Origin of the sequence: Mycobacterium neumannii, assembly GCF_048452905.1 — a bacterium.
Taxonomy (GTDB): domain Bacteria; phylum Actinomycetota; class Actinomycetes; order Mycobacteriales; family Mycobacteriaceae; genus Mycobacterium; species Mycobacterium neumannii_B.
On the sequence record NZ_JBCGVF010000008.1, the window covers coordinates 255,462 to 280,243 of the forward strand.

The following is a 24,782-nucleotide window of genomic DNA, read 5'->3' on the forward strand; positions in this document are numbered from 1 at the left end:
GGTCAAGCGTCGTTCTTCACGAGCTTGAACGGCATGTTGATGAAGACCGGCTTGCTGACGCCGCACGCGCCGCTGGGGCCGGTGGTCTGGTCTTCGCCCGCCAGTGTCGTCGACGCAGGGTCGGTCATGCTGCCGTCCTCGTTCACGGGAACGAACCGGAACACCTGGAGGCCGGGGGCCGCCGTGCCGTCAAGACACGGAATCCAGTCCTCCACCGTGTGCTTGACGTACCAGACGCCACCCGTCTTGTAGATCGGCGCGGTCCAGCCGAAGTCGCTGACGACGGTGCCCGTGCACTCCGTCGGGTAGCTGCACGTCGTGGTGATGGTCCACGTGCTGCGCAGGCTGGCTTCGTCGCGGAACACCTCGTTGGTCTTGGCGTATTCACCGTTCGAGGTGGCGGTGTAGCTGCCGTTGAGTCCCCACTGGTCCTCGGTGGCGTTGGCGGCACCGGCGAATCCGATCCCTGTCACAGCGACAGCGACGACACATCCCGCGACACCGGGCATCCGCATCGCCGACTCCTTCACGATCGTGGCGAGTTCAACCTAAATCGGTTCTGGCACCGAGATCGGGTAACGCCCGCTCAGTGGAACGGGTGATCCCGCTGAGCGGCACCACCATCGTCGGTCGTCGTCGGCATGACGTATCAAGGACACCGTGCCTGTACGACGCCGTTCCGTGGCTTCCGTATTGGTCGGTGTGATGCTGGCAGTCGCGGCGTTGTTCGCCTCGCTGCCCGCGCGCGCCGAGACCGCCTACGGCAACTTCCATCTGGTGATCGAGGGGCGTTACGACTTCCACACGTGGCTGTGGGCGATCTCGCGCTGCCCCGGCGAATGTGTGCACGTACAGGCCATCCCGCAACCCATCGCGAAGGCGTTCGCGTACAGCGGGGACGCCCAGTTGGCGGACGGTCGGTACACCCTGACCGTCGACGTTCCGGACGGGCTGCGCTGCGGCAACGTCTACTACGGTCCGGTGATCCCGACCCGCGACGTCTACTCATGGGACGCCGTGACCCGATCGGGCATCCTCGAGTCCTCGTTCGCGACCGGCTGTGACGGCGCCCCGGGCGGTACCTTCACCTACCCGTTCAGCCTCGCTCGCCTGTAGCAGAGCCACGCCTGGCTGCCGAACGAAATACCGTGGACGCGACCGCTCCACATCCCGTTCAATGCAGGAATGGTGAGCCGTACCCGCAGCGGGGTGCTGATGGCGGTTGCGGCAATGCTGTCCGTGCAGACCGGCGCGGCGGTCGCGGTGACGCTGATCGACCGTATCGGCGCCGAAGGCGCGGCCTGGCTGCGGCTGGCATGGGCAGGTGTGCTGATGCTCGTCATCGTGCGGCCGCGACCAAGCGCGTTCACCTGGGCGACTTTTCGAATGTGCGTGGTGCTCGGTGTCGTCACTGCCGCCATCACCTTGTTGTTCATGGCGGCGCTCGCCCGCATTCCCTTGGGCACTGCCAGCGCGATCGAGTTCCTCGGTCCCTTGGGCGTCGCGGTCGCGCACGGAACCGGAAGGACCCGCCTCCTGTGGCCGGGGCTGGCCGCGGCGGGGGTCGTGCTGCTCACACAACCGTGGGCCGGCGAGATTGATCCGGTCGGCGTCCTTTACGCGCTGGCGTCGGCCGCCTGCTGGGCGGCTTACATCCTGTTGACCCAGCGGGTCGGTGACGAGGTGGTGGGCATGTCCGGTTTGGCGGTATCGATGCCGGTCGCTGGTTTGGTGGCGACGCTCGCCGTCGGCCATCTGGTGCTGCCTCGGATGTCTCTTGAGATCCTGCTGATCGGTATCGGACTGGCGATCCTGCTGCCGGTCGTGCCCTTCGCGTTGGAACTCCTGGCGTTGCGCAGACTCACGACCGCGGCGTTCGGCACGCTGATGGCCCTCGAACCCGGCTTCGCGATGGCCATCGGCCTCATCATCCTGCGCCAGGTGCCCGAACCGCTCGGAGTGCTCGGCATGTGCTTCGTCGTGGCCGCCGGCATGGGCGCCGCCCGCGCCGGGGCGCGCGAGCCCCCGCTGCCCGCCGAGGTCGGCGCGTGAGTTCGCGCCGAGTTCTGCAGGAGGGTCGTGATTCCGCCGGATTCGCAGCCCTGGTGCAGAACTCGGCGCACCCCGGCGCGTAGCGTGCGCTAGACGTCGATCCGCTTGCGCCGGTACAGGGTTCCCGCTGCCAGCAGGATGAGGCTGACCACCAGGATCGCCGTGGCGAGAACATTGATCTGCGGCGGCACCGCGGCCTTAACCGCGGCGTTGACATACAGCGGGTAGGTCACCGTCGAACCACTGACGAAATAGGTGATGATGAAGTCGTCGAGCGACAAGGCGAACGACAACATGGCCGCCGCGACGATGCCCGGAACGATCAACGGAAGCGTCACCCGGAAGAAGGTGCGCGTGGGGCTGGCGCCGAGATCCATCGACGCGTCCTCGAGCGTCCAGTCGAATCCGCGCACCCGGGCACGCACTGTCATCGCGATGAAGCTGACCTCGAACGCGATGTGCGCCAGCACGATCGTCACATAGCCGGTGGCCCAGCCGAGGTCGAGGAACAGCACCAGCAGCGCGGCGCCCATGACAACCTCGGGCGCCGTCAGCGGCAGCACGAGAAATGTGTCGACCGCACGCTGGCCCCGCCACCGTTGGCGCACAAGGGCTATCGCCACCAGCGAGCCCAGCACCAATGCAACGGCGGTGGAGACTGCGGCGACGTTGATGCTCAGCTTCAGCGCCTCGGTCAGCGCGGGGTACTTGAACGGATCGGCCCAGTTGTCCAGGGTGAAACCCTGCCAGCTGTAGTTGAACTTGCCCTTGGGATCGTTGAAAGAGAACAGCACGATCACGAAGATGGGCAGAAACAGGTACAGCAGCACCAGTCCCGCGACGATCCTCAGCAGCCAGTCACCCCGCCGCGGTGTCCCCTTGACTCGCTTGGCCGGCGCGATGCTGGTCGCCGCTTCCATGGCCTGGACGGTCATACGAGTTCCTCCGTGCCCAATGCCCGGGTGTAGAGCAGGACACCCACCAGGATGATGCCCATCAGCACCATGCTCAGCGCCGCCGCGGCCGGGTAGTCCTTGACGACCAGGAACTGTTGCTGAATCACGTTGCCGATCATGGTCGTTTGGGTGCTGCCCAGATACTCGGCGTTGATGAAGTCACCCGCGGCCGGGATGAAGACCAGCAGGCTGCCGGCCAGCAGGCCGGGAAGTGACAGCGGCAGGATGACCTTGGTGAAGCTGCGGGTGTTCGACGAGTACAGGTCCTTGGAGGCCTCGATCAGCCGGGGATCGATCTTCTCCAAGCTGACGTACAGCGGCAGGATCATGAAGATGATCCAGTTGTAGGTGAGGCCCCCGATGACGGCCCAACTCGTCGACAACAGCCGCCCCTCGACGGGCAGCAGCCCGATCGCATCCAGCGCGCCGACCACCCAACCGTCGTCGGCCAGAATGGTTTTCCACGCGATGGTGCGGATCAGGAACGTCACGAAGAACGGCAGGATCACCAGTCCGAGGATGAGGTTCTTGAAACGCCCGGCCTTGAAAGCGATCACATACGCCAAGGGGAACGAGAGCAGCACGCACAGCACCGTCGCGGTGGTGGCGTAGCCGAACGACCGCAGTATCTGCTCCTGATACTTGCTGAACGCCTCGGCGTAGTTCCCGAAATCCCACGAGAATGTCAGTGTCGGAAGGAAAATCGAGCCGCTGGCCTTCGACAGAGACATCCGCGCCAGGGAGATGAACGGAATGACGAAGAACACCGCCAAGTACACCATCGCCGGCAGGATCATCAGATACGGTGCGATCCTGCTGCGTTGTCGGCCGCTACTGGCGACTCCCGCCATCCATCAACCGCCGGTGACTTCGGCGTACATCGTAGCGTACTGCTGCTTCTGCTCGTCCTCGAGCGGAGCCCAGGCCTTGATCCGGTCGAGGGTGGATCGCGGCGGATTGATCAGCTCGTTCTTGCCCAGATTCGGGTCGATCCGGTCGAGTTCTGACGTCATGTCCGAGAGCACCGGAACGAATTGCGTGAAGGCGATGAGTTTGGCGTAGTTGGCCCGGTCGTAGACGAAGTCGATCCACGCCTCGGCGGCCTTCTGGTTCTGCGTGGTGTAGGGGATGACCATGGTGTCGAGGAAGTCGGTGCCACCGGTCTCCGGTACCACGAACTGAAGGTCGGGGTTGTCGGCCTGTAGCTGCACCACATCGCCCGAATAGGCTTGCGCGACCACGACATTGCCCGCCGCCAGGTCGTCGGCGTAGTCGTTGCCGGTGAACCGGCGGATCTGGCCGCGGTCGTTCTGCTCGCGGACGAGGTTCACCGCATTCTGCACCGATTCGGTGTTGGGCGATGCGGGGTCTGCGCCCTGGGACTGCATGATCATGCCCAGGCCGTCCTGGAAGTCGGAGAGCATACTGACGCGGCCCTTGAACGCCGGATCCCACAGATCGTCGATCCTGGTGATGTCACGTCCGGTGGCGGCGCGGTTGTAGGCCAGGCCGACCATGCCGGTCATGTAGGGCGCGCTCCACTTGCGGCCCGGATCCATCTGCGCGTCGAGCAGGTCCGGTCGCAGATTCTTCTTGTTCGGAATGCCGTCTTCGCTGAAGTCGTTGACCCAGTTCAGCTTCCGGATCTGTGACGCCATGAAGGAGGTGGGCACCACGAGGTCGGTGCCGATGTCCTGCTTGCGCGACAACGGTTCCTTGACCTTGGCGAACCATTCCTCGTTGTCGTTGAAGTCTTCCTTGTAGTCGATGGTGATACCCGAGCCCTGCTGGAAGGCGGCGATGAACCCCTCGGCCATGTACAGCGGCCAATTCGAGATCCGCAGCGTGCCGCTCGCCGGTCCGCCTTCTTGTGTGGTGGTGCCGGAAGTGCCGCTGTCTGATCCGCACGCCGCTAGGAACGACGGGCCGAGCACCGCGGCGGCGGCCGCAGCGGCGCCTCCACCGATGAAGCGGCGGCGCGACGTGCGGTTGGCGGCGAAGCGGGAGAGGCGGGGATCCATCTCGTAGGGCATGGGCGGCTGTGCCTTTCGTCGGAGGGAGGGGAGGGGCCGACCACTTGCGAGTCGCCGCTCGGGGCGGTGCCGGATCGCCACGGGGACGATCAGGAATCGTCGAGCATCTCCTCGAGATCCTCGGCGGTGGGAATGTCGGCTGCAGGCAACACGAGTGAGGCGTCCGGTGTCCAGCAGACGTGGACCTCGTCGCCGGGGCGCAGCAGCGGCAGATCCTCCTCGGGGCCGATGTGGGCGATCATCGCCGAGTCATCCGGCGCAGCCAACGACAGCCTGACCACCGGACCCTGGAAGGTCAGATCGGTGACCGTCGCGCGCACGCCGACGAGATCACCGGTGGGAGCATCTATGCACACGCGGATCCGTTCGGGCCGCACCATCAGCGTCGCGTGGCCTCCGGATTCGATCGTCGTCTCGCCCGGCCGCGCTTTCAGCGCCGAGCCCAGCACCTCGATCTCGACGTATTCCCGGTTGGCCCTTCCGGTCTGGCGGCCCGCCCACAGGTTGGCCTGCCCGATGAAGCTCGCGACGAACACGGTGGCGGGTCGGTCGTAGATCTCGGTCGGCGTACCGATCTGGTCGACGTTGCCGGCGTTCATGACCGCGATGCGGTCGCTCATGGTCAGCGCTTCCTCCTGATCGTGGGTCACGTAGATGAACGTGATCCCCACTTCGCGCTGAATGCGCTTGAGCTCGAACTGCATCACCTGACGCAGCTTGAGATCCAGCGCGCCGAGCGGTTCGTCGAGCAGCAGCGCGCTCGGATAGTTCACCAGAGCCCGCGCCAGCGCGACGCGCTGTTGCTGCCCGCCCGAGAGCTGGCCCGGACGGCGATCGGCGAAATCGGTCAACCGCACGATCTTGAGGAGCTCGTCGACCCGCTTACGGATCTCACCTTTGGCCAGCTTCTTGCTTCGGGGACCGTATGCGACGTTGTCCCACACCGACATGTGCGGAAACAGCGCATAGTGCTGGAACACCGTGTTGACGTTGCGCTTGTGAGGCGGAACTTTCGAAACATCGACACCTTCGAGCCGGATCGCACCGTCGGTGGGGCTTTCGAACCCGGCGATCATGCGCAGGGTGGTGGTCTTGCCGCAGCCCGACGGTCCCAGCATCGAAAAGAATTCGCCCGAGGCGACGGAGAAGTCCGCGTCGGCCACAGCGACGTAGTCGCCGAAGCGTTTGGTGACGTGGTCAATCTCGATGACCGGGGCGCCCGACGGGCGGGCCGCCTCGCTGTGTCCCGATGATCGGTCGACGGCGGTGGTGTGTGTGCCGGTCAGTGCGGATCCTCCTACGGGCAGCCCCCCGAGCTGTGGGTAAACAATCGCGGATCGAGCGGTCGTTCGCAAGCGATTCCGCAGGGAATTTACATACTCACAATGGAATCCTTCGTCTGACGTGATGCCGGGCACCAGATTCGCGTCACCGGCGCAGTCGTCGGCCTGGCCGGCAGACCGCAGGCGGCGCCGACGCTGAACCGGTGTCGTGATCAGTTTCGCAGTCGGCGCCGCCATGATCGGGTGAAACGCCGTTTACCTGCCCCGGTTCGAGGGGTACGGCACTAGTCATGGCAGCAGTGGACGTTGCGGTGTCGTCGGACCTGACCCCGCACAAGGCGTGGGAGTTGGCCTCGGACCTGAGCCGGTTCGACGAGTGGCTGACGATCTTCGGCGGGTGGCGCAGCGAGGTGCCCGCCAACATCGAGGTCGGGACATGCGTCTCGTCGCTGATCAAGGTCAAGGGATTCCGCAACACCATCCATTGGCAAGTCACGCGCTACGACGAGCCCAAGGTCGTCGAGATGGTCGGCCGGGGCCGCCCGGGCATTCGCATCGGGCTGACCCTGTGCGTCCGCGCCGACAATCCGGGGTCGACGTTTCAGGTGGTCGCCGACCTATCTGGCGGGCTGTTGAACACGCGCATCGGCAATCTGGTGGCCAAGGTGATCGAATCCGACGTGCACAAGTCGGTCAGCAATCTGGCCGCGCTGCACTGACCAACGGGCCGACGGCTGGGCGGGGTCAGCCCCATTCGTGGTTCATGGCACGCGTTTCGTAGCGGGCCTCCACGGAATCCATCGGCCGTGACGATGGACGCGACATGGCGATCAGCACCAGCGCGAGCATCGACGTGATCGCGCCGCCCAGAAATATCGCGAGGAAGCTGTTCTCCATCGGCACGCCCGTTCCGGGCACCGACCGGCTGAGCAGCATGGCAACGACCGCCGCCGCGATCGAACTGCCGATCGTGCGGGCTATTGCGTTCATGCTCGTGGCCACGCCGGTCTCGCCGGCGTCCACCTCGCTGACGACCAACGCGGGTAGCGCGCCGTAGCCGAGGCTGATGTAGGCGTTGGCGAGGATGCTCGCGACGATGATCTGCCACGTGTGCGAGTGCACCAACGCGACAAACAGAAAGCCGGCGATACCGGCGACCGCCGCCACGAGCAGCACCGGCCGGGCGCCGAAACGGTCGATGAACCTACCGCTGACCAACGCGACGATGAAGCCGGTGAACGCACCCGGAAGCAGATAGACGACGCTGGCTTCGAGCACCGTCGCGCCGAAGCCGTAACCCGCTGCCTCACGCGGTATTTGAACGAAAAGCGTCAACCCGAGGAACGCGAAGTACAGGCCCATACCGACGAAGATCGTGGCGACGTTGGTGAGCAGGATCGGGCGTCGGGTGAGCATCGACGTCGATACCAGCGGTCGGTTGATGTGACGCTCCCACCACCACCAGCCCGCGAGCACCGCCACTGCACCGAGGACGCAGCCGAGGGTGGCAGGCGATGCCCAGCCCCACGTCTGGCCCTGGCTGATCGCCAACAGCAGCGCCGACAGTCCCACCGCCAACCCGGCCGCTCCCAGCCAGTCGATCGATCCGGCGACGTGGCGCGGCCGTCGAGGCACCACCAGGAGCACGATCGCGATCACCACGACCGTGAACGCGGTCGTCAACCAGAACACCCGGTGATAGCCGGCGTCCCCGGTCATCAACAGGCCCACCACGACGAGGCCGGTTCCGCCACCAAAGCCCAGCGTCCCGGACAACACCGCCATCGCCGACATCAGACGGTCCGGGGGTAGTTCCTCCCGCAGGATCGCGATGCTGATCGGGTAGAGGGCGTAGGAGGCGGCCTGGAGCACGCGGGCGACGATGAGCAGTTCGAGTGACGACGTGACGGCGGCGAGCAGTGATCCGGCCAGCACGACTGCGAGAACGCCGAGCAGCACGCGGTGCTTGCTGTGAAGGTCGGCAAGCCGGCCGAGCAGCGGCGTGGCCGCGACGGCGGCCAGCAGGTTCGCGGTAACCGCCCAGCTCACGCCGACGAGGGATGCGTCGAGTTGGTCGGCGATGATGCCCAGCACCGGGACGACGGCCGTCTGCAGCACCGCGACGGTCAGCACGACGATGGACAGCCCGGCGACCAGTAGGCGAGGGGAGCGTTCGCGACCGATCGTGGGCGACTGCGCCGCACCGGTCTCGACCACAGCCGCTCCGATCCTTAGATGACCTTCCGTTTCGTCGATTATGTCTGCGCGTTCCGGAGGTACCTGTACCGGGCGGTGCAGGGGACGCGGCTACGACTCGCTGTGGGTGACGGGTTGTCCGGCCGACTGCGCGGTCGTGGTGATGAAATCGTCGAGCAGGTCCACCACCTCACCGGGGCGTTCCACATGCGCAAAATGCCCGACGCCTTCGAGCACTTCCAGCCGGCATTCGGGCCGTGCCTCTTGCGCCACGTACGCGTGACCGACCGGAATGATGCGATCCTGGTCACCCCAGATGGCCATGATGGGCATCTCCGATGCGACGTGCAGCCGGTTCAGGGCGCTGACGGCTTGGCCGCGATAGTCGACGACCGAGCGCAGTGTCCGAAGGAAGGCGTGGCGTGTCTGCGCGTCGGCCAGTGAGGAATAGGCACTCCACATCTCCGCGCCGCGTGGCGATTGGATGCCCGCGGTGGAGAACCAGTTGCGCAGCCGGTTGCCCGCGGCCAAGACGGCCCGGGGCGCGATGAGCGGTAGCAGGAATTCCGAACCTGGCGCCGAGAGCAGGCGAAGCGTCCAGCCGACGTCGGGTCCCAGCCCGCCGCTGCTGATCAGCACGAGGCGTTGACAGTAGTCGGGATGCTGGTAGACGAACTGCATGGCCACCCCGCCGCCCAGCGATTGGCCGACGATGGTGGCCTTGGACACCCCGAGTTCATCGAGCAGGTCGCGCAGCCACACCGCGAACGCGCCCAGCGAGTAGTCGCCGCGGGGCTTGTCCGATTGACCGTGCCCCAACAGGTCGGGCGCGATGACGCGATATCGCCGCGACAGCTGGGGGATCACCGCCCGCCACGTTTCGGAGCTTCCGGCCATGCCGTGGATCAGCAGCAGCGCTTCTTCACCGCTGCCGACGTCTCGGTACGCGACGCGGTCGCCGTGCAACTCCAGATAGTTCATCTCAGTCATGAGCGTGGTCCCTCCCCGGTTCGGCCTCATATACCCGGATCGAGCCCTACGTATTGCTCGGACGGTCAGGATCGGCGTGTTCGGCGGCGAGCTGCTCGACCGATGCGCCGTCGACCAGCCGGTCCAACGCCCCGGTCATCGTCGGGCATTGGCGGGCGGGGTGGTCGGTGGGGCAGTGCATCGCATGCGTAAGGAACTGCTGGGCGCCGCGCGCCTGCGCGATCACCTCGTCGAGTTGGCCGATCTGCTGGCGCACGAGTTCGCGCCACTGCGGGCTGGGCGCGTCGAGGACGGCCGCAGCGGTGTCCAGCGGCAGCCCCAGTTTGTTGAAGATCTTCAGCAGCGCCAAGCGGCGCAGTTCGTCGATGCCATACATGCGCCGACCGGCCAGCCGCTTCTGAGGACGAACCAGACCGCGCTCGTCGTAGTAGCGCAACGTCGACGAGGCCATCTGCAACCGGGCGGCCGCTTCGCCGATGGGAATCGCGTCCATACCGCCATTTGACTTCAAGCCGACTTGAAGCGGCAAGCTTGTGGTCGTGAGCGCCGCCGATAATCTGCCCGTCAACCATCACGCCGACCATCCCGGCTTCGCAGGCCCGATGGGCGCGCTGGTCGGGCTCGTCTTGATGCTCATGGGGCGGCCGAGTGCCCGCCTGGCCGCGGACCTCACTGGTGTGTCGGCCGCGGACACCGTCGTCGACATCGGGTGTGGGCCCGGGTCCGCGGTCCGCGAGGCCGTCCGCCGTGGGGCGGCCGCGACCGGCGTTGACCCGGCGCCCGTGATGCTCCGGCTCGCCCGCATGTTCACCCCCGACGGTTCCGTCGCGTGGACGACGGGCACCGCCGAGGACGTGCCGCTCTCGGACCAGTCGGCGACCGTGGTGTGGTCGCTGGCGACCGTGCACCACTGGCAAGACGTGGATTCAGGTTTGAATGAGGCGGCTCGACTGCTCGTTCCCGGTGGCCGCCTGCTCGCTATTGAACGACAGACGAAACCGGGTGCGACGGGCCTGGCCAGCCACGGGTGGACGCGCCAGCAGGCTGACGCGTTCGCGGAGCGGTGTCGCTCCTGGGGTTTCGCGGACGTGACGGTCGGCGGGCACAAGGCCGGGCGGCGCGACGTGTGGGCGGTCTTGGCCGTTCGCCGGTAACTTTCGGTGCCGATCTCCGGCGTCGAGTGTGCGATCTGCTACACCTGAAGGACGCGCGTCAGCACTCCTTGGTTTGCGGATGCTTCACTGATCGGCATACGCGTTCTCTGACAAGGGATCACGAAAGGACAAGTGAATGAAGACAGCGGTCGTCACCGGCGGCGGCTCGGGGATCGGACGCGCGGTCGTGGATCGGTTGCGTGCCGACGGCTACCGCGTCGCGAGCGTCGACTTGGCGCCGAGCGACGAGGAGTTCACCTTCACCGCCGACGTCACTGATCGCCGTCAGGTCGACGCCGCGCTTTCGGCCGTACGTAGCCAGCTCGGGCCGGTGGCGATTCTAGTCAATGCTGCGGGCCTGGACGGCTTCTCGCGGTTCGGCGACATCACGTTCGAGCAGTGGCAGCGCGTGGTCGATGTCAACCTCAACGGCGTCTTTCACTGCGTGCAGGCGGTACTGCCCGACATGGTGGACGCGGGTTGGGGTCGGATCGTCAACATCTCGTCGTCGAGCACGCATTCCGGTGCGCCGTATATGTCGCACTACGTGGCGGCGAAATCCGCGGTGAACGGGCTGACGAAGACGCTGGCGCTCGAATACGGTCCGGCAGGCATCACCGTGAACGCCGTGCCGCCGGGCTTCATCGACACGCCGATGCTGCGAGCGGCAGAGGCGCGGGGCTACCTCGGCGACATTCAGGCCACCATCGACGCGACTCCTGTGCGCCGCATGGGTAAGCCCGAGGACATCGCGGCCACGTGCGCTTTTCTCGTCTCAGAGGAAGCCGGCTACATCACCGGTCAGATCATCGGCGTCAACGGCGGTCGCAACACCTAGCAGAAGCGCGTTTGGCTCCCTGTGCGAAGATCCGCAGATGAGCACTGACCCCGCGTATTTCACGCCGACGGCGGACGGCGCATACATGCCGTCGATCTTTGCCCAGAGCCACTGGGGTGATGATCACCTCAACGGACCGGCCGTCGTCGGGTTGGCCGCGCAGGCGCTCGAGAAGGATTGCGGTTCGCCGGAGTTCATGCCGACGCGGATAACTGTCGACCTGTTCCGGGCGGCGCGCAACCTGCCGACGACCGTTGAGGTGCGGGTGATCCGTGACGGTCGGCGCGTACGCAACGCGGAATGCGAAGTGGTGCAGGATGGTCGGCCGGTCGCACGTGCCACGCTGGTGCAGTACCGACGATCGGCTGCGCCGCCCGGTGAGGAGTGGGTCGCGCCTGGCGGCGTCCCGCAACTGCCGACTCCAGACGAGGAACTCGTACCGTTCATCGGTAGCGACGATGCGGGTTGGACGCGTTCGCCGGCAGCGCACCAGAACACGTCGCGCAAGCGGTTCTACTTTTCCTGCGCGGACATCGTTGCGGGAGAGCCAGTCTCACCGTTTGTCAGGGCGGTAACAGTGGCGGAGTCGACGAGCCTGGTGAGCAATCTGGGCACCGAGGGGATCGGTTACATCAACGGGGACCTCACGGTTGCGTTGGCGCGGATGCCATTTGACGACTGGGTTCTGGTGCAGGGCGACTCACATTGGGTGGCTGACGGAATCTCGGTCGGCACGGCGACGCTGTTCGACCGGCAGGGCGCCTTCGGGTCGGGCATGGTGACCGCGGTGGCGAACCCGGCGGCCCAGATCGACTTCCGCGGCCGGCCGTTCCCGCGCGGTGAAGTCAACTACGAATGATCGCTCGGCGGCTTGCCGTCAGGGTTTCTTGCGGGTGCGCCCACCGGGGGGCTTCTTTTCTGCCGGCGGGCTCGAGGTCCGAGATGCAAACCGGCCCACCGTGGCAACGCCGGGGATCCGGCCAACGGCGTTGTAGACATCGTTGCCGGTGGCAATCAGCGCCTCGAGCTGCGGCACGATCGCGTCCATGGTCCGGATCATCGGATCGGCCAGTGCGAGATAGCGTTCCGCGCGGTCGATCGCCGCATTGAGACGCTCCGTCGCCGCGGCCATGTTCTCGATGAGGTCCGGCACCTGGGCCATCATCTGTAGCGATGCGGGTGGGATGCGCATCGCCTCACTGGCGACCGTCTGGGCGGTCTCGGCGGCCGCCTGCGCCGCTTCTCTGATTTCTTTAGGGGTGGGAACCTTGGGGCTCATGTGACAACGATCCCGCACGGTGACCGCATTGTCCGGTATTTGCCGCGAACGATTCGCGCGATGGACAGGCGGGGAGTGCGCAAATCGTCACGTGACATAACGATGGTCGTCTCGCGGGGAAGAGGTGGGGAGGGTCCAGGGGCGAGGCGCTGTTTTCTGCGGCGCCGGAAGTGGCGGGAGGCGGATGATGGGTGTTCTTCTTGATGCGCCGATGGCCGAGCTATTGGTTGCTATCAGTCTGGCGGGTCGCGTGCTCGAAATCGCCCCGGAGCGAGTGCTTTCCAGGTCCGGCTTAGACGGCACCAAATCGTCACAGTGACGAAATGACATCGCGCAGCGGGGAAGCCAGGAGGCGTCGATGGATGCCCGAGCCGGCCCGGTTCATCGACGCCACGAAGCGGCCTCGATCGACCGGGCGGATGTCGACATCGCTAACGGGTTGATCGCACGCGTCTGGTGCGTGGAATCAACCCGTTAAGGGGTCGCCGGGCGGCGTGTTGGCCGGAACGGAGCGGTCCGCCGGGAGCGCTCCGGGACGCCGGCCGTGACAGACAACCGGCCGGCCCGGCAACACATCCGCCAGGTCAGCCGAATGCCGATAAGCCACACTATGTCAAGTTAGATGTCAGACCATACTGCCAGACTCTCCCTATGGATCAGCCGCCGACAATTTCGTCGGAGCTAGAGATGATGCGTTGTTCTCCGGTCGTTGGATGCGGCAAAGTCAAACCGCGAAGACGAATGGCGCGTACATGAGAGAGCGATCCATTGTGTATGGCGTGCTACCAGCGGGCTCGCCGGCTCAAGCAACATCCAGCGGAGATCCGACGCGCGAACCTGTGGGCGAAGTATCGAATTACGCCCGAGCAGTACGATTTACTCCGGGCAACTCAGGATTATCGCTGCGCAATCTGCGGACGCGACGAGATCGCAATCGACTTGAACCGAGTCGGTGGTCGACCTCGCCGCGACGGCAGGCCACTGGCGAAGGTTCCGCTCGCGGTAGATCATGATCACGTCACCGGCGAAATTCGGGGGCTTCTCTGTCCGTCATGCAATGCGGGCCTCGGAGCGTTTGGTGACAACCCGCAGCGTCTAAGTGCCGCCATCTCGTACTTGCGAGCCCATAATTCGTCGAATACCGCGTAGGACGCGTCGGCGGCGACGCGGTTTTCGACAACCGTCCCAGCGGTTTGTCATCCGCCACACCGTCGTCAGGAAGGCTCATACCTGTCACTGGGGTAATCCTCGAGCAATCCTCGCTTCCCCAGCTCATCCGCCCAGCGCCCAGCAGCCGTGCTGATGTTGCGGCTGAAGATCGACCAACGGTCTTGATGTCCGAAGCAATCGTGCAGCCTTGTCACGTATTCCGTCAGCGTGTCGATGTCATCAATTGCAGCCAGGTACCGGCAGGTCTTGTCATATTCGATGAGCAAGTTGTTGTCGACTGCGTATCGCACCAATTGCTCTGTAGTGCTTATCCGTTCCACCTCAACCAGTATCAAGTCGAAGCCGTCGCAGAGCGCGCCGGCGAACTGCCGCATGTCGGTGCGACGGTCGAATCGCACCTCGTATGGCAGATCGGATACCAAGTCCTCCCAACGACGTTGCAGCAGCGAACCTTTGAGAGGATGTCTCACTCGCTCGTATCCAGGACATGCGGCGTCGACTTCGACTGATCCGATACCGACATTGACGAAGAACCCGTGCCACGACATCGTGCCGTTGTGCCAGTCGGGCTGAAGGTGGATCATGTCGTAGAGCGGCCCGCGCTCCCGCTTGAAACTGCAGTCCGATATGCCAAAGCCACGTGCGCGCAGGAACGGGCCGACATCGGCGGAGACCACCGCCTCGTAAGCCCGTTGCAATGAACCGTTGACTGCCCCCTCGCCCATGACTCAAGGCTAAGGCCGCGGCACCATCCTCCAACGCACCAATTTCAGGCTACGCAAGGGCGGCGCGACCATGCCCGACGATGAGGGCGAAAGCTACCTTGCCCGTTAATGTGGTAGCGGTGAGATCCAGGGGCCACCAAGGAGTTCGACTTGATGCCGAGTTCGACTTCATCATCGTGGGAGCGGGCAGCGCGGGCTGCCTGCTCGCCAATCGGCTCAGCGCCAACCCCGACCACCGTGTGCTCCTGATCGAGGCCGGCGGCACGGACAACTGGTTCTGGATCAAGGTGCCGGTCGGCTATCTGTACACCATTGGCAACCCCCGCACCGACTGGTGCTTCACGACGGAGCCCGACCCAGGCTTGGCCGGCCGTAGCATCATCTACGCGCGGGGTCGCGTGATCGGCGGATGCTCGTCGATCAACGCCATGATCCATATGCGCGGGCAGGCAAGCGATTACGAGTTGTGGGCGCAAGCCACCGGAGACGAGCGCTGGCTTTGGGGCGGCCCAGACGGTCCAGGCGAAACACTCGCAATCTACAAGGAGTTGGAAGACTACTTCGGCGGAGCCGACGAGTGGCATGGCACCGGTGGTGAGATCCGCGTGGAGCGACCGCGGGTGCGCTGGAAAATTCTGGACGCCTGGCAGGCCGCCGCAGCCGAACTGGGTATTGCGCCGATCGAAGAGTTCAACCGGGGCGACAACTCCGGGAGCGCCTACTTTCATGTCAATCAACGACGCGGCCGGCGCTGGTCGATGGCCGATGCCTTCCTGCACCCCGTCACCCACCGCTCCAATCTCTCCGTCTACACGCAGACTCAGGCTCTCCAGCTGCTAATGGACGATCAGGTCAGCGACGATCAGCGTCGCGGCGCCTGGACCACGGCGCAGCACCGCGTCACCGGCCTACGGCTGCTCAAAGACGGCCAGATCGTCGACGCCCGAGCCCGTCGGGAGGTGATCCTGAGCGCCGGCGCCATTGGCTCGCCCCATCTGATGCAGGTTTCGGGGTTGGGCCCGGCGGGGCTGCTCACCCAGCATCACGTGCCGGTGGTCGTTGATCTGCCAGGAGTCGGCGGAAACCTCCAGGACCATTTGCAGCTTCGAACGGTCTACCGCATTCGGGGCGCGCGAACCGTCAACACGCTGTACCGGAATTGGATCACCCGGGCGGGCATGGGAATTCAGTACCTGCTGCTGCGATCGGGACCCATGACGATGCCGCCGTCCACACTGGGGGCTTTCGCTAGGAGCGAGCCGGCGCTGGCCAGCCCGGATATGGAGTGGCATGTGCAGCCGTTGTCGTTGCCGAAATTCGGGGAACCCCTGCACCCCTTCGGTGCCATCACTCCCTCGGTCTGCAACCTGCGACCCACCTCGCGCGGGCACGTGCGTCTGGTCGGTGCAGATCCGCTGGCCCACCCAAAGATCATCTGCAACTACCTGTCCACTGATGCCGACCGTGAAGTCGCCGTGCGCGGCCTTCGGATGACCAGGCAGATCATGGCCACCCCTCCCCTGGCCCGCTACTGTCCGGAAGAAATGCTCCCTGGCTCGGAACTGGTGAGCGACGAAGACCTACTGGCGGCGGCGCGTGAATTGGGTACCACCATTTTCCACCCGGTGGGCACCTGCGCGATGGGTGCCTTTGATACACGCGGTATGCCACGGTCCGCCGCCACGGTGCTCGACACCGACTGCCGCGTGCGTGGCGTCGCGGGCCTGCGGGTGGCCGATGCTTCGGCGATGCCCACTATCACGTCCGGGAACACCAACGCGCCGGTCATGCTGATCGCAGAGCGCGCAGCGCGGGCGATCCTAAAATAAGCCGGTCCCACTCGTGCCGCAGCGTTCCACCGAACTGGCCTCGGACAGCCGCGACCGGTTTGTTTGAGTCGTGACCTTCAGTCGCCTTCGTCGTCGTCACGGTGTGCGGCTTCGATCACCTCGGGTGGTGCCGGCTTCTGCAGCCAGGCGCGAATCCGCAACAACCCGCCGGCGACAGCCCCGACCGCGAATACCGCAATCGCGATCCAAACCGCAGTGGACATGGATCAATTCTCCGCCCATAGGCGAAAATCGTGACCCCTTACGCAAGGTTGCCGACACGTCTTTCGAGTCAGTGGCTGTAGGCGCGTTGGAGAGCGTGCCGCCGCGGTCCAGAAAACGGGTCACTCCCCATCGCGCTGGTCGGCGTGAGCGCAGCCGAACGAGCGATGACTCCTGAAAAGAATCGGCCGGTCGGAGCTTGGCGCCGCGTACGACACACAACAGGACGTTTGGGCTCTATACGTATGATCTAACTCCTTGGAACCCGCGCTTATCCTGTGCCTTTGTTCCTGTTGGTTGACATTAAGCGGTTGATGGTCATACGCTTCAGAGCAAAACGTCCAGAACTCGCGAAAGTCGCTTCTGATAACCGTGACCAGCGCTGCTCCCAATGTCTTCGACGCGGGCCTTCCCACCTTCAACTACGGTCTCGCCGCCACGCCGCACGACATCCTCGACGATGTCCGAGCGGCGCAGGCACGTGCACCCATTGCCATCGGCCCCTTCGGGCCGGAAATCCTGTCATATGAACTTTCCCGCGAGATCCTGCGGGACAGTAGATTTCGGCTTCCGCCCGGTATCACTCTGGCCTCACAGGGCATTACGTCGGGTCCTTTGTTCGAAAAGATGGCGAACAGCCTCCTTGGGCTGGAAGGCGCACCTCATATGCGTCTACGCAAACTCGTGTCGAAAGCGTTCACTCCGCGCGCGACGTCGCGTCTTCAAGACACCATCCAGGAGGTGGTGAACGGGCTGATCGACCGGGTGGCGGACGCCGGACGCTGCGACGTCGTGACCGACCTTGCGCGTCCCTACCCCACTCCGATCATGTGCACGCTCATCGGTGCACCTCGAGAGGATTGGCACCTGTTCGCAGATTGGACTGAGGAGGTCTTCAAGGCCCTCAACTTCCAGCCCGACGCCAACTTCGACGAGTCCGCGATCATGCGGGCGTGGGGCGAATTGGACGCTTACGTCGACGACATGGTCGCCGCCCGTCGACACAGCCTCACCGATGATCTGCTCTCCGAACTAATCCGCGCCGAAAGCGACGGAGACCGGCTGAATCTCGACGAACTCCGCATGTTGGTGGCCGGCTTCCTGATGGCGGGAACGGACACCACCCGCAATCAACTGGCCGCCTCGGTCCAGGTGCTCTGCGAGCACCCCGATCAGTGGATGACGCTTCGCGACCAACCGGAGCTTGCGATGCAGGCTGTCGAGGAGAGCATGCGCCACTCACCGGCGGCCAGTATCGTGCCGCGGGCCGCGACCGAGGATGTCGAGTTCGCCGGCTACCTGTTCCCGGCAGGGACCTTCATACTGGTGAATACCTTTGCAGCCAATCGTGACCCAGCGATCTATCGCGATGCTGAGCGGTTTGACATCACCCGCAGAGACGTACCGCCGATTCTGACTTTTGGCGGCGGTGCCCACTACTGTCTGGGGGCCAATCTCGCGCGCCGTGAGCTGGCGGAGGCACTTGTGGTCCTCACCCGCCGTCTCGATGCACCCCGCCGCGTCGGTCCGGCGCCGTGGAAATCCTTGTTGGGAATGACTGGTCCGCTAACGCTTCAGATCGAATTCACCAGCGCAAGGATTGCGACCGCGCATGCGTAGCCGCGGCTGGGCAGGCGCGACACCCAGCTCAGACGAGGAAGCGATTGCCCGAATCCTGGACGCGGTGGACGAAGTGGTCGCTGAGCACGGACCAGCGATACGCCTTGCCGACGTCGCTCGCCGACTCGGGGTCACACGGCAAACGGTCTACCGCTACTTCCCCAATGCTGACGCGTTACTCGTCGCCAGCGCGATGCGTGCCGTCGACGGATTCATCGATCAGGTTGTCGAGCACGTCAGCGGTGTCAACGACCCCGTCACGGCACTCGTCGGATGCGTGTCGTTCGCAGTCGAAACCCTCACCGGCGATCCCCAGCTGGAAAACCTACTGAGCCGGCGGCAAGACGGGGAAGCTGTCACCTCGTTGACGTCCGATACCGCAAAGGCATTCTGCCTGTCATTCTTTCGCAGGCTCGATGTGGATTGGCAGCTTCACGGCTTCGACAGCGCCCTTCTTGAAGAACTCGCCGAGATGACCTTGCGCACAGTGCAGTCCATGCTGACCGATCCTGGACAGCCGATTCGTAAGGGGGCCGCACTGCGTGGCTTCGTAGCTCGATGGCTTGGTCCAGCGATTCTCTATCCGCGAGTGACGTCACTGTTGATTCACGAGCACGACGAAGCAGGTGCGCTCACCGATTAGCGGCCAGTACTGCCCCAAAGCTCTCACGCAGATCGGTGACGAAATAGTCGGGCACCTCCAGCGACGGGAAATGTCCGCCGGTTTCGGGAGAATTCCATCGGACAATGCGCCGGAATCTCTCCTCGGCCCACGGCCGCGGGCACTTCTCGATGTCGCGGGGATACACACTGATCGCGGACGGAACGCCGACTCGCAACTCGGGATCGAGCGAGGCGTGGCTTTCGTAGTAGATGCGAGCCGCCGACGCACCGGTCCGAGTCAGCCAGTACAAGGTCACGTCATCGAGAATCCTTTCCCTCGAGATTGTCTCGAACGGACTGTCCTTGGTGTCTGACCACTCGGCGAACTTGTCGAGGATCCAGGCGAGGAGCCCGACTGGCGAGTCGACGAGCGAGTACCCGATGGTCTGCGGTCGAGCCGCCTGCTGCTTCGCGTATGCCGCGCGGTGCAGCCAGAAATCACGTGTCTCCTGCGCCCATTTCCGCTCCGCGTCCGTCAGCGCATCCGTCGACAGTCCGGGCGGTGCCTGCGGGGTCAGAGTATGGATGCCGAGAAGGTGATCCGGGAACCGGCCTCCGAGGACCGTGGTGATCACGCCTCCCCAGTCGCCACCGTGGGCGACGAACTTGGTGTAGTCCAGCCGTCCCATCAGTTTCACCCAGGCGGCCGCGATCTTCTCGATCCCCCACCCGGTGGTGGCCGGCTTGTCGCTGTAGCCGAAGCCGGGCAGTGACGGGACCACGACGTGGAACGCCTGCGCGCTTGCATCGCTCGGATCTGCCAATTCATCGATGACATCGATAAATTCGACGATACTGCCTGGCCAGCCGTGCGTCACGATCAGGGGGACCGCGTCGGTGCGCGTGGACCGGCGGTGCAAGAAATGGATACCCAGGCCATCGATCGTGGTGCGGAACTGGCCGATCTGGTTCAGGCGTGCCTCGAACGCCCACCAGTCGTAGCCGGTGCGCCAGTACTCGACGACGTCGGCGAGAAAGTCCAGAGGGACACCCTGTTCCCACCGGCGTGGACCGGCATCAGCGCTGTTGACCGTCTCGGCTTCCGGCAGCCTCGCGGCGGTCAACCGTGCGCGCAGATCGTCGAGGTCGGTGCCGGCCGTGTGGGTTTCGAACGCTTGCACACCGCTGGTGATGCGATTTGTGGGCATGAGACCTCCCTGGTCATCGTCGACTCGGCGTATGCGTCGACGGAACCGTTCAACGCCTGCCGCGTCATCTCACTTCCGTTTCGCAATTGCAAGAGCCCGGCTCGTGTCACCACGGGCGCCAAAACGGCCCGTCAAGTCCCTGACGCGCTCCCGCGGGCGCTCCCCGACAACGAATCCTCGCCAGCTGCACAGCTTCCCTACGCTACCGATTTTTCTCTGACGTCAGTAAATGCCCGGAGAATTCCTCGGCGTCTGCTAGCTTCGCGAGGTGCTATTTCGCCAGCGAAGCGAGCGAGACCGTAAGGCGTTCGCCGCGGCCGTAATCGCCACCCTGACCGTCTTTGCCGGTGCCGCGTGCGGTAGCGAGGCAGAGCCCGCCGAGTCGTCAGCGGCCAATCCCGAAGGATCCGGGATTCCTCAACCCGCAGAGGCGACTCCGGAGAAGGCCAAGGACGACGAGAACGCCCAGCCCGAGATCACCGGCGGCGTCTACGGAGATCCTGCAGCCGCCCTGCACTACTGGGAGGAACAAACCGAAAGCGACTGCGGGCTGATGGCCACCCGCATGGTGGTCGGCGAAATGACCGGGGCGGCGCCCACCGAGCGGGAGATCATCGATCTTGCGGCGAAAACTCCGAGCGATTGTGACCCGGGTGAACCGGTGTATGACGAAAGCGTCGATCCCAGTGACGGAGGTGTCGGCCATGGCACCTGTACAACCGACCTTCTAGTCCTGCTCAAGCACTACGGAATCAAGGCCGACTACACGAACGACGACACGGCTGCCAAAGGTGGACTCGCCACAGGTATGGATGCGTTGGCGGACTATTTAGGCGACGGACGGCAAGCGATTGTGTGCGTGAACTCCACCACCATCTGGGATGGCGACGGTGACCGGACGGGATGCGGTCACCTGGTCACTGTAGCCGCGATCGATTACGACAACGACGCCGTGTATCTCGGCGATAGTGGCGGTGACGACACCCGGGGCGAGCATGTGACCACCGACGTGTTCGAATCCGCCTGGGCGGCCGGTGACCACGAACTCGTGGTCACTGCACCGCGCTGATTCGGCTGTGTCCTGCCGATCGAAGGGCTCGGGACAAACAGGATCCGATTCAATCCCTGGATAAATCCCGCTGCCTGAGGGCGTTCTCCGGAAATGACAGATCATTTCTCGTAACGCCCTCAGGAGGACGGTCGTGAGCGTAGACAGTATCTCGGACTTGGGTACAGCAGGACTCGACGAGTTGGTTCCATCGCGGTACGCGGTTCAGGTCGGCGACATCGAGGTGCTGGTGATCAGCGATGGGGTGCTACCGATCGCGGCCAGGACGATGGCGACCAACGCCGACCCGACCGAGTTCGGTAGCTGGCTCGACGACCGGTTCCTTCCCAGAGACGTGCTCGCCTGGCCACTCAACGTTGTCGTGGTACGCACCGGTGGTCGGACCATCCTGGTCGACGCCGGTCTCGGCGTGGAGTTCCCGGACTTTCCGCGTGCCGGGCAGACCGTCCATCGTCTGGAAGCCGCCGGTATCGACCCCTCGGCGGTGACCGATGTGGTGCTCACCCACCTGCATATGGACCACGTGGGCGGGCTGCTCACGAAGGGCCTGAAGGAACGGTTGCGTCCCGACCTGCAAGTTCACGTTGCGGCCGCCGAGGCCGAATTCTGGGAGGCGCCCGACTTCTCCCACACCGACATGCCCGCTCCCGTTCCGGACGCGCTTCGGTCGATCGCTGGGCGGTTCCTCGATGAGTACCGCGGTCACATGCGGACCTTCGAGACAGAGTACGAACTGGCACCCGGAGTACTCGTCGCTCGCACCGGAGGTCACACCCCGGGTCACGCCATCGTCCGCCTCGACTCCGGCGGTGACCGGCTGACGTTCGCCGGCGATGCCGTCTTCGCCCCCGGATTCGATAACCCGGAGTGGCACAACGGCTTCGAACACGACCCAGAAGAGTCGGCTCGCGTACGGATCGAACTTCTGCGGGAACTGGCCGCGACCGGTGAGTCCCTGGTGGCCACTCACCTGCCGTTCCCGTCGGTCTGCCACGTCGCGACCGCCGGCGACGTCTTCCGGTGCGTCCCCACTGTGTGGGACTACTGACGAACGCGCCGCCGTGCGTTACCGACGACCCGCGCGACATGTCCGGGGCGCATAAGGCTCGTCCCGGGGTCCACGCCTTGCAGCATGCGCAGGAACGTTTCGGTGAGCGCCATGTCAGTCGATGCGGCGGCCATGTAGGCGGTGGTGTAGCTGTTGAACGCACGCTGTGGCCATGACGTCCACCGGCTCGCTGGGGTGAAGCCGAAGTCGTTGAGCCGGTTGGCCCACCAAAGAGGTGCCAGCCGCCGTGCAACATCGCGAAAGTAGGCCTGACTCGACGGTTCACCGTTGGAGGCAAGGGTCTGTCGAAGGCCGCGAGCCTGCATCAGCGCCGAGGTCATGCCCTGGCCGTACATCGGGTTCAAGCTGCACACCGCGTCCCCAATCACCAACAGCCCCTGAGGAAATGAGGACACCCTGTCGTAGCGGCGCCACACGCTCGTCGGGAACTGGCGATGGTGCGTCTCCCCCAGCGGTTCGGCTTCGTTAAGCGCTTCGCTGATATGCGGGGGCGCGCATTCGGCCACAGCGGCCAACACCTCCGGCAGTTCGGTGGGCAGCCTGTGCCCAGCGACACCTATCAGCGTCACGATCATCGTGTCGTTCTCGTAGGCGAGCATTCCGACGCCAGTTGGGCGTTGCAGCGTCGGGCTGACGAAAACCACCTTGTCGTCCAGCGCCCCCGGGGTCATGTGAAACAGCTGACTGGCGTAGCTGAGCTGCACCCGATACGACCGCTCGACGGGACGCGTGAAGCCATGCGCCGCAAGGAAGGCCGGTGTACGCGCCGAGCGCCCCGACGCGTCGACCACGAGATCGGCGGGCAACGTCTGCCGCCGTGAACCAGCGCGGTCGCTGATACGAACACCGCGTACCGCACGATCGCTCAACACGGGCTTGACGACGTCGTGGCCGTCGAGCACCGTGACGTTGGGTAGTGCGTGAACCCGTTCGCGGACAACTGATTCCAGCAGCGGCCTGCTGGCCGGCTGCACAGGCATGGCGTCAGGGTCGGCCAATGCTGCCGTCCGACACAGCGCATGCCCACGGACCTCGACGTACACCGCCGACAGGGTGCGTGTATCGATGATCGGTGCGCCCGCCGCTTTCAATTCCGTCGTCGCGCCGGGGAACATCTCCTCGAGGATCTTCAAACCCGCACTGGTCATCATGTGCAGGTGGTGACTCTGAGGCACGCCTGCCCGATGCGACACGTCGGCGGGCAGCGTGTCACGTTCCACGACGGTCACCGAGTCGTACGCGTCTGCCAGCACTCTCGCGGCGAGCAGTCCCCCGATGCTCGCTCCACACACGACCGCTGCTCGCGTCGCCATCGCGCCCCTCTTTGGCAGGCTGTATCCCTACCGTCGCACAGAGAGCGGCCGAGAGTGCCGTTTCATCCACGACGCGCAGTGCCAGCCGTATCAGAACGCACAACCGCGGTCAGACCCCCAAGCACCACCGGGGCACCGTCAGCGCCGCTGTCTGTAGCGTGGCGACCGTGAAATCCTCGCGTGTGTCTCTTCCTGTCGGACTGATCGCCTGCGCCGCATCGTTGGCCATGACCCTCGCCGCGTGCGGCTCGGACACGGAAGCGTCATCGACCACTACGACGTCTCCGACGAGCACGTCCTCTCTGGCCGACGAGTTCATCCCCCCACCCGTCGAGACGGGCGATCCCGCCAGCGCGATGTGCCCGACGGCCCCGCCGCAGTTCGGTGGCACCCCCGAGTGGACCCTCAATGGCGAGACCGGCAGCGTCGCCGTCACCGGATCCACCGACTCGACGGCACCGCTGATCAACGTGCAGCCGCCGTTCAGCGTGTCCGAGACCCAGGTGCACACGCTGAAGCCCGGTGACGGACCGGTCGTCTCCGAGACCGCTACCGTTTTCGTCTGCTACATGGGGGTCAACGGACGCGACGGGTCAGTATTCGACAACAGCTACGAGCGCGGCATGCCGGTCGACTTCCCGCTCGACGGGGTCGTGCCGGGCTTCCAGAAGGCCATCGCCGGACAGAAGGTGGGGTCGACGGTCGCCGTGGCGATGACGTCTGCCGACGGCTACCCCGAAGGTCAACCCGCCGCGGGGATCAAGCCCGGCGACTCACTCATCTTCGCGATCAAGATCCTCGACGCCTCGAGCTGACCCGTAGCGGTCAGCCCCCGGCGGTGACCGGATTCTTCGACAGGTGGATGAAGGCGCCGTTCTTCCACACGCCCCAACGGCCGCCCCAACCCGAGAACCAGACGACGGGCTCTCCGAGCCACGTCTCCGCCGGCTTGCGCGGCGCCCATGCCGGTACCGGCTCCCCGGCCATCGGCCTCGCGGGCGGCGGAGCCACACCCGGCGGAGGCGGAGGCGGAGGTATTTCGGCGGCCAGGGCCGGCGGCGGTGGGGGCGGCGGTGGAGACGGCTGGGCGCTTGCCGGAGCGGTCAGCCCTATAGTCGTCGCTGTCAGTCCGCCTGCAATGGCAGCCAGCGTGGTCTTGGAAAACCTCATGAG

Annotated in this window: 27 protein-coding genes; 13 read left to right on the forward strand and 14 right to left on the reverse strand. The window is 64.9% G+C overall.

Annotated features, from left to right (window positions below; all coding sequences use genetic code 11):
• Positions 1-2 precede the first annotated feature (2 nt).
• Positions 3-515, reverse strand: coding sequence for a hypothetical protein (locus AAHH99_RS23940; RefSeq protein ID WP_418770949.1), 513 nt, complete (start codon positions 513-515; stop codon positions 3-5).
• A 190-nt stretch (positions 516-705) separates the two neighbouring features.
• Here AAHH99_RS23940 and AAHH99_RS23945 point away from each other — a divergent pair, with 190 nt between their 5' ends.
• Both AAHH99_RS23945 and AAHH99_RS23950 read left to right on the forward strand, forming a co-directional pair.
• Entirely contained in the window at positions 706-1,116 is a 411-nt protein-coding gene (locus AAHH99_RS23945) for a hypothetical protein (protein WP_418771115.1), read from the forward strand.
• Positions 1,117-1,185: 69 nt separating this feature from the next.
• A complete protein-coding gene (locus AAHH99_RS23950) occupies positions 1,186-2,052 on the forward strand; it encodes an EamA family transporter (protein ID WP_418770950.1) in 867 nt (288 codons plus the stop codon).
• A gap of 89 nt (positions 2,053-2,141) precedes the next feature.
• On the opposite strand, the gene AAHH99_RS23955 is transcribed toward AAHH99_RS23950, so the two are convergent.
• From AAHH99_RS23955 to AAHH99_RS23970, 4 genes are all read right to left on the reverse strand, one after another.
• The gene (locus tag AAHH99_RS23955; RefSeq protein ID WP_418770951.1) at positions 2,142-2,987 is read right to left on the reverse strand and encodes an ABC transporter permease; all 846 of its coding nucleotides are present in this window, start codon (positions 2,985-2,987) and stop codon (positions 2,142-2,144) included.
• Positions 2,984-3,859, reverse strand: a complete 876-nt coding sequence (locus AAHH99_RS23960) for an ABC transporter permease (protein ID WP_418770952.1) — start codon at positions 3,857-3,859, stop codon at positions 2,984-2,986. The genes AAHH99_RS23955 and AAHH99_RS23960 overlap by 4 nt, the downstream gene beginning before the upstream one ends.
• Positions 3,860-3,862: 3 nt before the next feature.
• Positions 3,863-5,041 carry a polyamine ABC transporter substrate-binding protein gene (locus AAHH99_RS23965; RefSeq protein ID WP_418770953.1) on the reverse strand — a complete coding sequence of 393 codons (1,179 nt, stop codon included), beginning with the start codon at positions 5,039-5,041 and terminating at the stop codon, positions 3,863-3,865.
• Between the two features lie 89 nt (positions 5,042-5,130).
• Positions 5,131-6,249, reverse strand: coding sequence for an ABC transporter ATP-binding protein (locus tag AAHH99_RS23970; protein ID WP_418771116.1), 1,119 nt, complete (start codon positions 6,247-6,249; stop codon positions 5,131-5,133).
• Between the two features lie 365 nt (positions 6,250-6,614).
• On the opposite strand from AAHH99_RS23970, the gene AAHH99_RS23975 reads away from it, so the two are divergent.
• Positions 6,615-7,043, forward strand: coding sequence for an SRPBCC family protein (locus tag AAHH99_RS23975; protein WP_064427854.1), 429 nt, complete (start codon positions 6,615-6,617; stop codon positions 7,041-7,043).
• 25 nt (positions 7,044-7,068) lie between these two features.
• Here AAHH99_RS23975 and AAHH99_RS23980 read toward each other — a convergent pair whose 3' ends face one another.
• The 3 genes from AAHH99_RS23980 to AAHH99_RS23990 all read right to left on the reverse strand — a co-directional run bounded on the left by AAHH99_RS23980 (position 7,069) and on the right by AAHH99_RS23990 (position 10,003).
• On the reverse strand, positions 7,069-8,541 hold the full coding sequence (locus AAHH99_RS23980; RefSeq protein WP_064427853.1) for an MFS transporter: 1,473 nt from the start codon (positions 8,539-8,541) through the stop codon (positions 7,069-7,071).
• Positions 8,542-8,631: 90 nt separating this feature from the next.
• Positions 8,632-9,510 carry an alpha/beta fold hydrolase gene (locus tag AAHH99_RS23985; protein ID WP_064427852.1) on the reverse strand — a complete coding sequence of 293 codons (879 nt, stop codon included), beginning with the start codon at positions 9,508-9,510 and terminating at the stop codon, positions 8,632-8,634.
• A gap of 46 nt (positions 9,511-9,556) precedes the next feature.
• Positions 9,557-10,003, reverse strand: coding sequence for a MerR family transcriptional regulator (locus AAHH99_RS23990; protein WP_418770954.1), 447 nt, complete (start codon positions 10,001-10,003; stop codon positions 9,557-9,559).
• 109 nt (positions 10,004-10,112) lie between these two features.
• Here AAHH99_RS23990 and AAHH99_RS23995 point away from each other — a divergent pair, with 109 nt between their 5' ends.
• From AAHH99_RS23995 to AAHH99_RS24005, 3 genes are all read left to right on the forward strand, one after another.
• Positions 10,113-10,664 (forward strand): class I SAM-dependent methyltransferase, encoded by a 552-nt coding sequence (locus tag AAHH99_RS23995; RefSeq protein ID WP_064427947.1) that lies wholly within the window; start codon positions 10,113-10,115, stop codon positions 10,662-10,664.
• Between the two features lie 136 nt (positions 10,665-10,800).
• Positions 10,801-11,502 (forward strand): SDR family NAD(P)-dependent oxidoreductase, encoded by a 702-nt coding sequence (locus AAHH99_RS24000; protein WP_064427850.1) that lies wholly within the window; start codon positions 10,801-10,803, stop codon positions 11,500-11,502.
• 37 nt (positions 11,503-11,539) lie between these two features.
• Entirely contained in the window at positions 11,540-12,361 is an 822-nt protein-coding gene (locus AAHH99_RS24005; protein WP_064427849.1) for a thioesterase family protein, read from the forward strand.
• Positions 12,362-12,379: 18 nt separating this feature from the next.
• Here the strand turns inward: AAHH99_RS24005 and AAHH99_RS24010 are convergent, their stop codons facing one another.
• Positions 12,380-12,781: a hypothetical protein gene (locus AAHH99_RS24010; protein ID WP_064393834.1), complete on the reverse strand. Its 402-nt coding sequence runs from the start codon at positions 12,779-12,781 to the stop codon at positions 12,380-12,382.
• 774 nt (positions 12,782-13,555) lie between these two features.
• Here AAHH99_RS24010 and AAHH99_RS24015 point away from each other — a divergent pair.
• Positions 13,556-13,930 (forward strand): endonuclease VII domain-containing protein, encoded by a 375-nt coding sequence (locus tag AAHH99_RS24015; RefSeq protein ID WP_418770955.1) that lies wholly within the window; start codon positions 13,556-13,558, stop codon positions 13,928-13,930.
• Positions 13,931-13,995: 65 nt separating this feature from the next.
• On the opposite strand, the gene AAHH99_RS24020 is transcribed toward AAHH99_RS24015, so the two are convergent.
• Entirely contained in the window at positions 13,996-14,676 is a 681-nt protein-coding gene (locus tag AAHH99_RS24020) for a DUF4304 domain-containing protein (RefSeq protein WP_418770956.1), read from the reverse strand.
• Between the two features lie 119 nt (positions 14,677-14,795).
• On the opposite strand from AAHH99_RS24020, the gene AAHH99_RS24025 reads away from it, so the two are divergent.
• Positions 14,796-16,505 carry a GMC family oxidoreductase gene (locus AAHH99_RS24025; RefSeq protein WP_418770957.1) on the forward strand — a complete coding sequence of 570 codons (1,710 nt, stop codon included), beginning with the start codon at positions 14,796-14,798 and terminating at the stop codon, positions 16,503-16,505.
• 77 nt (positions 16,506-16,582) lie between these two features.
• On the opposite strand, the gene AAHH99_RS24030 is transcribed toward AAHH99_RS24025, so the two are convergent.
• Complete coding sequence (locus AAHH99_RS24030) at positions 16,583-16,729, reverse strand: hypothetical protein (RefSeq protein ID WP_120279625.1); 147 nt, start codon at positions 16,727-16,729, stop codon at positions 16,583-16,585.
• 364 nt (positions 16,730-17,093) lie between these two features.
• On the opposite strand from AAHH99_RS24030, the gene AAHH99_RS24035 reads away from it, so the two are divergent.
• Entirely contained in the window at positions 17,094-18,347 is a 1,254-nt protein-coding gene (locus AAHH99_RS24035; protein WP_418771117.1) for a cytochrome P450, read from the forward strand.
• Positions 18,340-18,990 carry a TetR/AcrR family transcriptional regulator gene (locus tag AAHH99_RS24040; RefSeq protein WP_418770958.1) on the forward strand — a complete coding sequence of 217 codons (651 nt, stop codon included), beginning with the start codon at positions 18,340-18,342 and terminating at the stop codon, positions 18,988-18,990. The genes AAHH99_RS24035 and AAHH99_RS24040 overlap by 8 nt, the downstream gene beginning before the upstream one ends.
• Here the strand turns inward: AAHH99_RS24040 and AAHH99_RS24045 are convergent.
• Positions 18,980-20,158: an epoxide hydrolase family protein gene (locus AAHH99_RS24045; RefSeq protein ID WP_418770959.1), complete on the reverse strand. Its 1,179-nt coding sequence runs from the start codon at positions 20,156-20,158 to the stop codon at positions 18,980-18,982. The genes AAHH99_RS24040 and AAHH99_RS24045 overlap by 11 nt on opposite strands.
• Before the next feature lie 268 nt (positions 20,159-20,426).
• Between AAHH99_RS24045 and AAHH99_RS24050 the strand changes: the two genes are divergently transcribed.
• Entirely contained in the window at positions 20,427-21,227 is an 801-nt protein-coding gene (locus AAHH99_RS24050) for a hypothetical protein (protein ID WP_418770960.1), read from the forward strand.
• Positions 21,228-21,360: 133 nt separating this feature from the next.
• Positions 21,361-22,275 carry an MBL fold metallo-hydrolase gene (locus AAHH99_RS24055; protein ID WP_418770961.1) on the forward strand — a complete coding sequence of 305 codons (915 nt, stop codon included), beginning with the start codon at positions 21,361-21,363 and terminating at the stop codon, positions 22,273-22,275.
• On the opposite strand, the gene AAHH99_RS24060 is transcribed toward AAHH99_RS24055, so the two are convergent.
• On the reverse strand, positions 22,269-23,609 hold the full coding sequence (locus tag AAHH99_RS24060; RefSeq protein ID WP_418770962.1) for an FAD-dependent oxidoreductase: 1,341 nt from the start codon (positions 23,607-23,609) through the stop codon (positions 22,269-22,271). The two genes, AAHH99_RS24055 and AAHH99_RS24060, sit on opposite strands and share 7 nt — an antisense overlap.
• 182 nt (positions 23,610-23,791) lie before the next feature.
• Between AAHH99_RS24060 and AAHH99_RS24065 the strand changes: the two genes are divergently transcribed.
• The gene (locus AAHH99_RS24065; protein WP_418771118.1) at positions 23,792-24,424 is read left to right on the forward strand and encodes an FKBP-type peptidyl-prolyl cis-trans isomerase; all 633 of its coding nucleotides are present in this window, start codon (positions 23,792-23,794) and stop codon (positions 24,422-24,424) included.
• Positions 24,425-24,434: 10 nt separating this feature from the next.
• On the opposite strand, the gene AAHH99_RS24070 is transcribed toward AAHH99_RS24065, so the two are convergent.
• Complete coding sequence (locus tag AAHH99_RS24070; protein ID WP_418770963.1) at positions 24,435-24,779, reverse strand: hypothetical protein; 345 nt, start codon at positions 24,777-24,779, stop codon at positions 24,435-24,437.
• Positions 24,780-24,782: the final 3 nt, after the last annotated feature.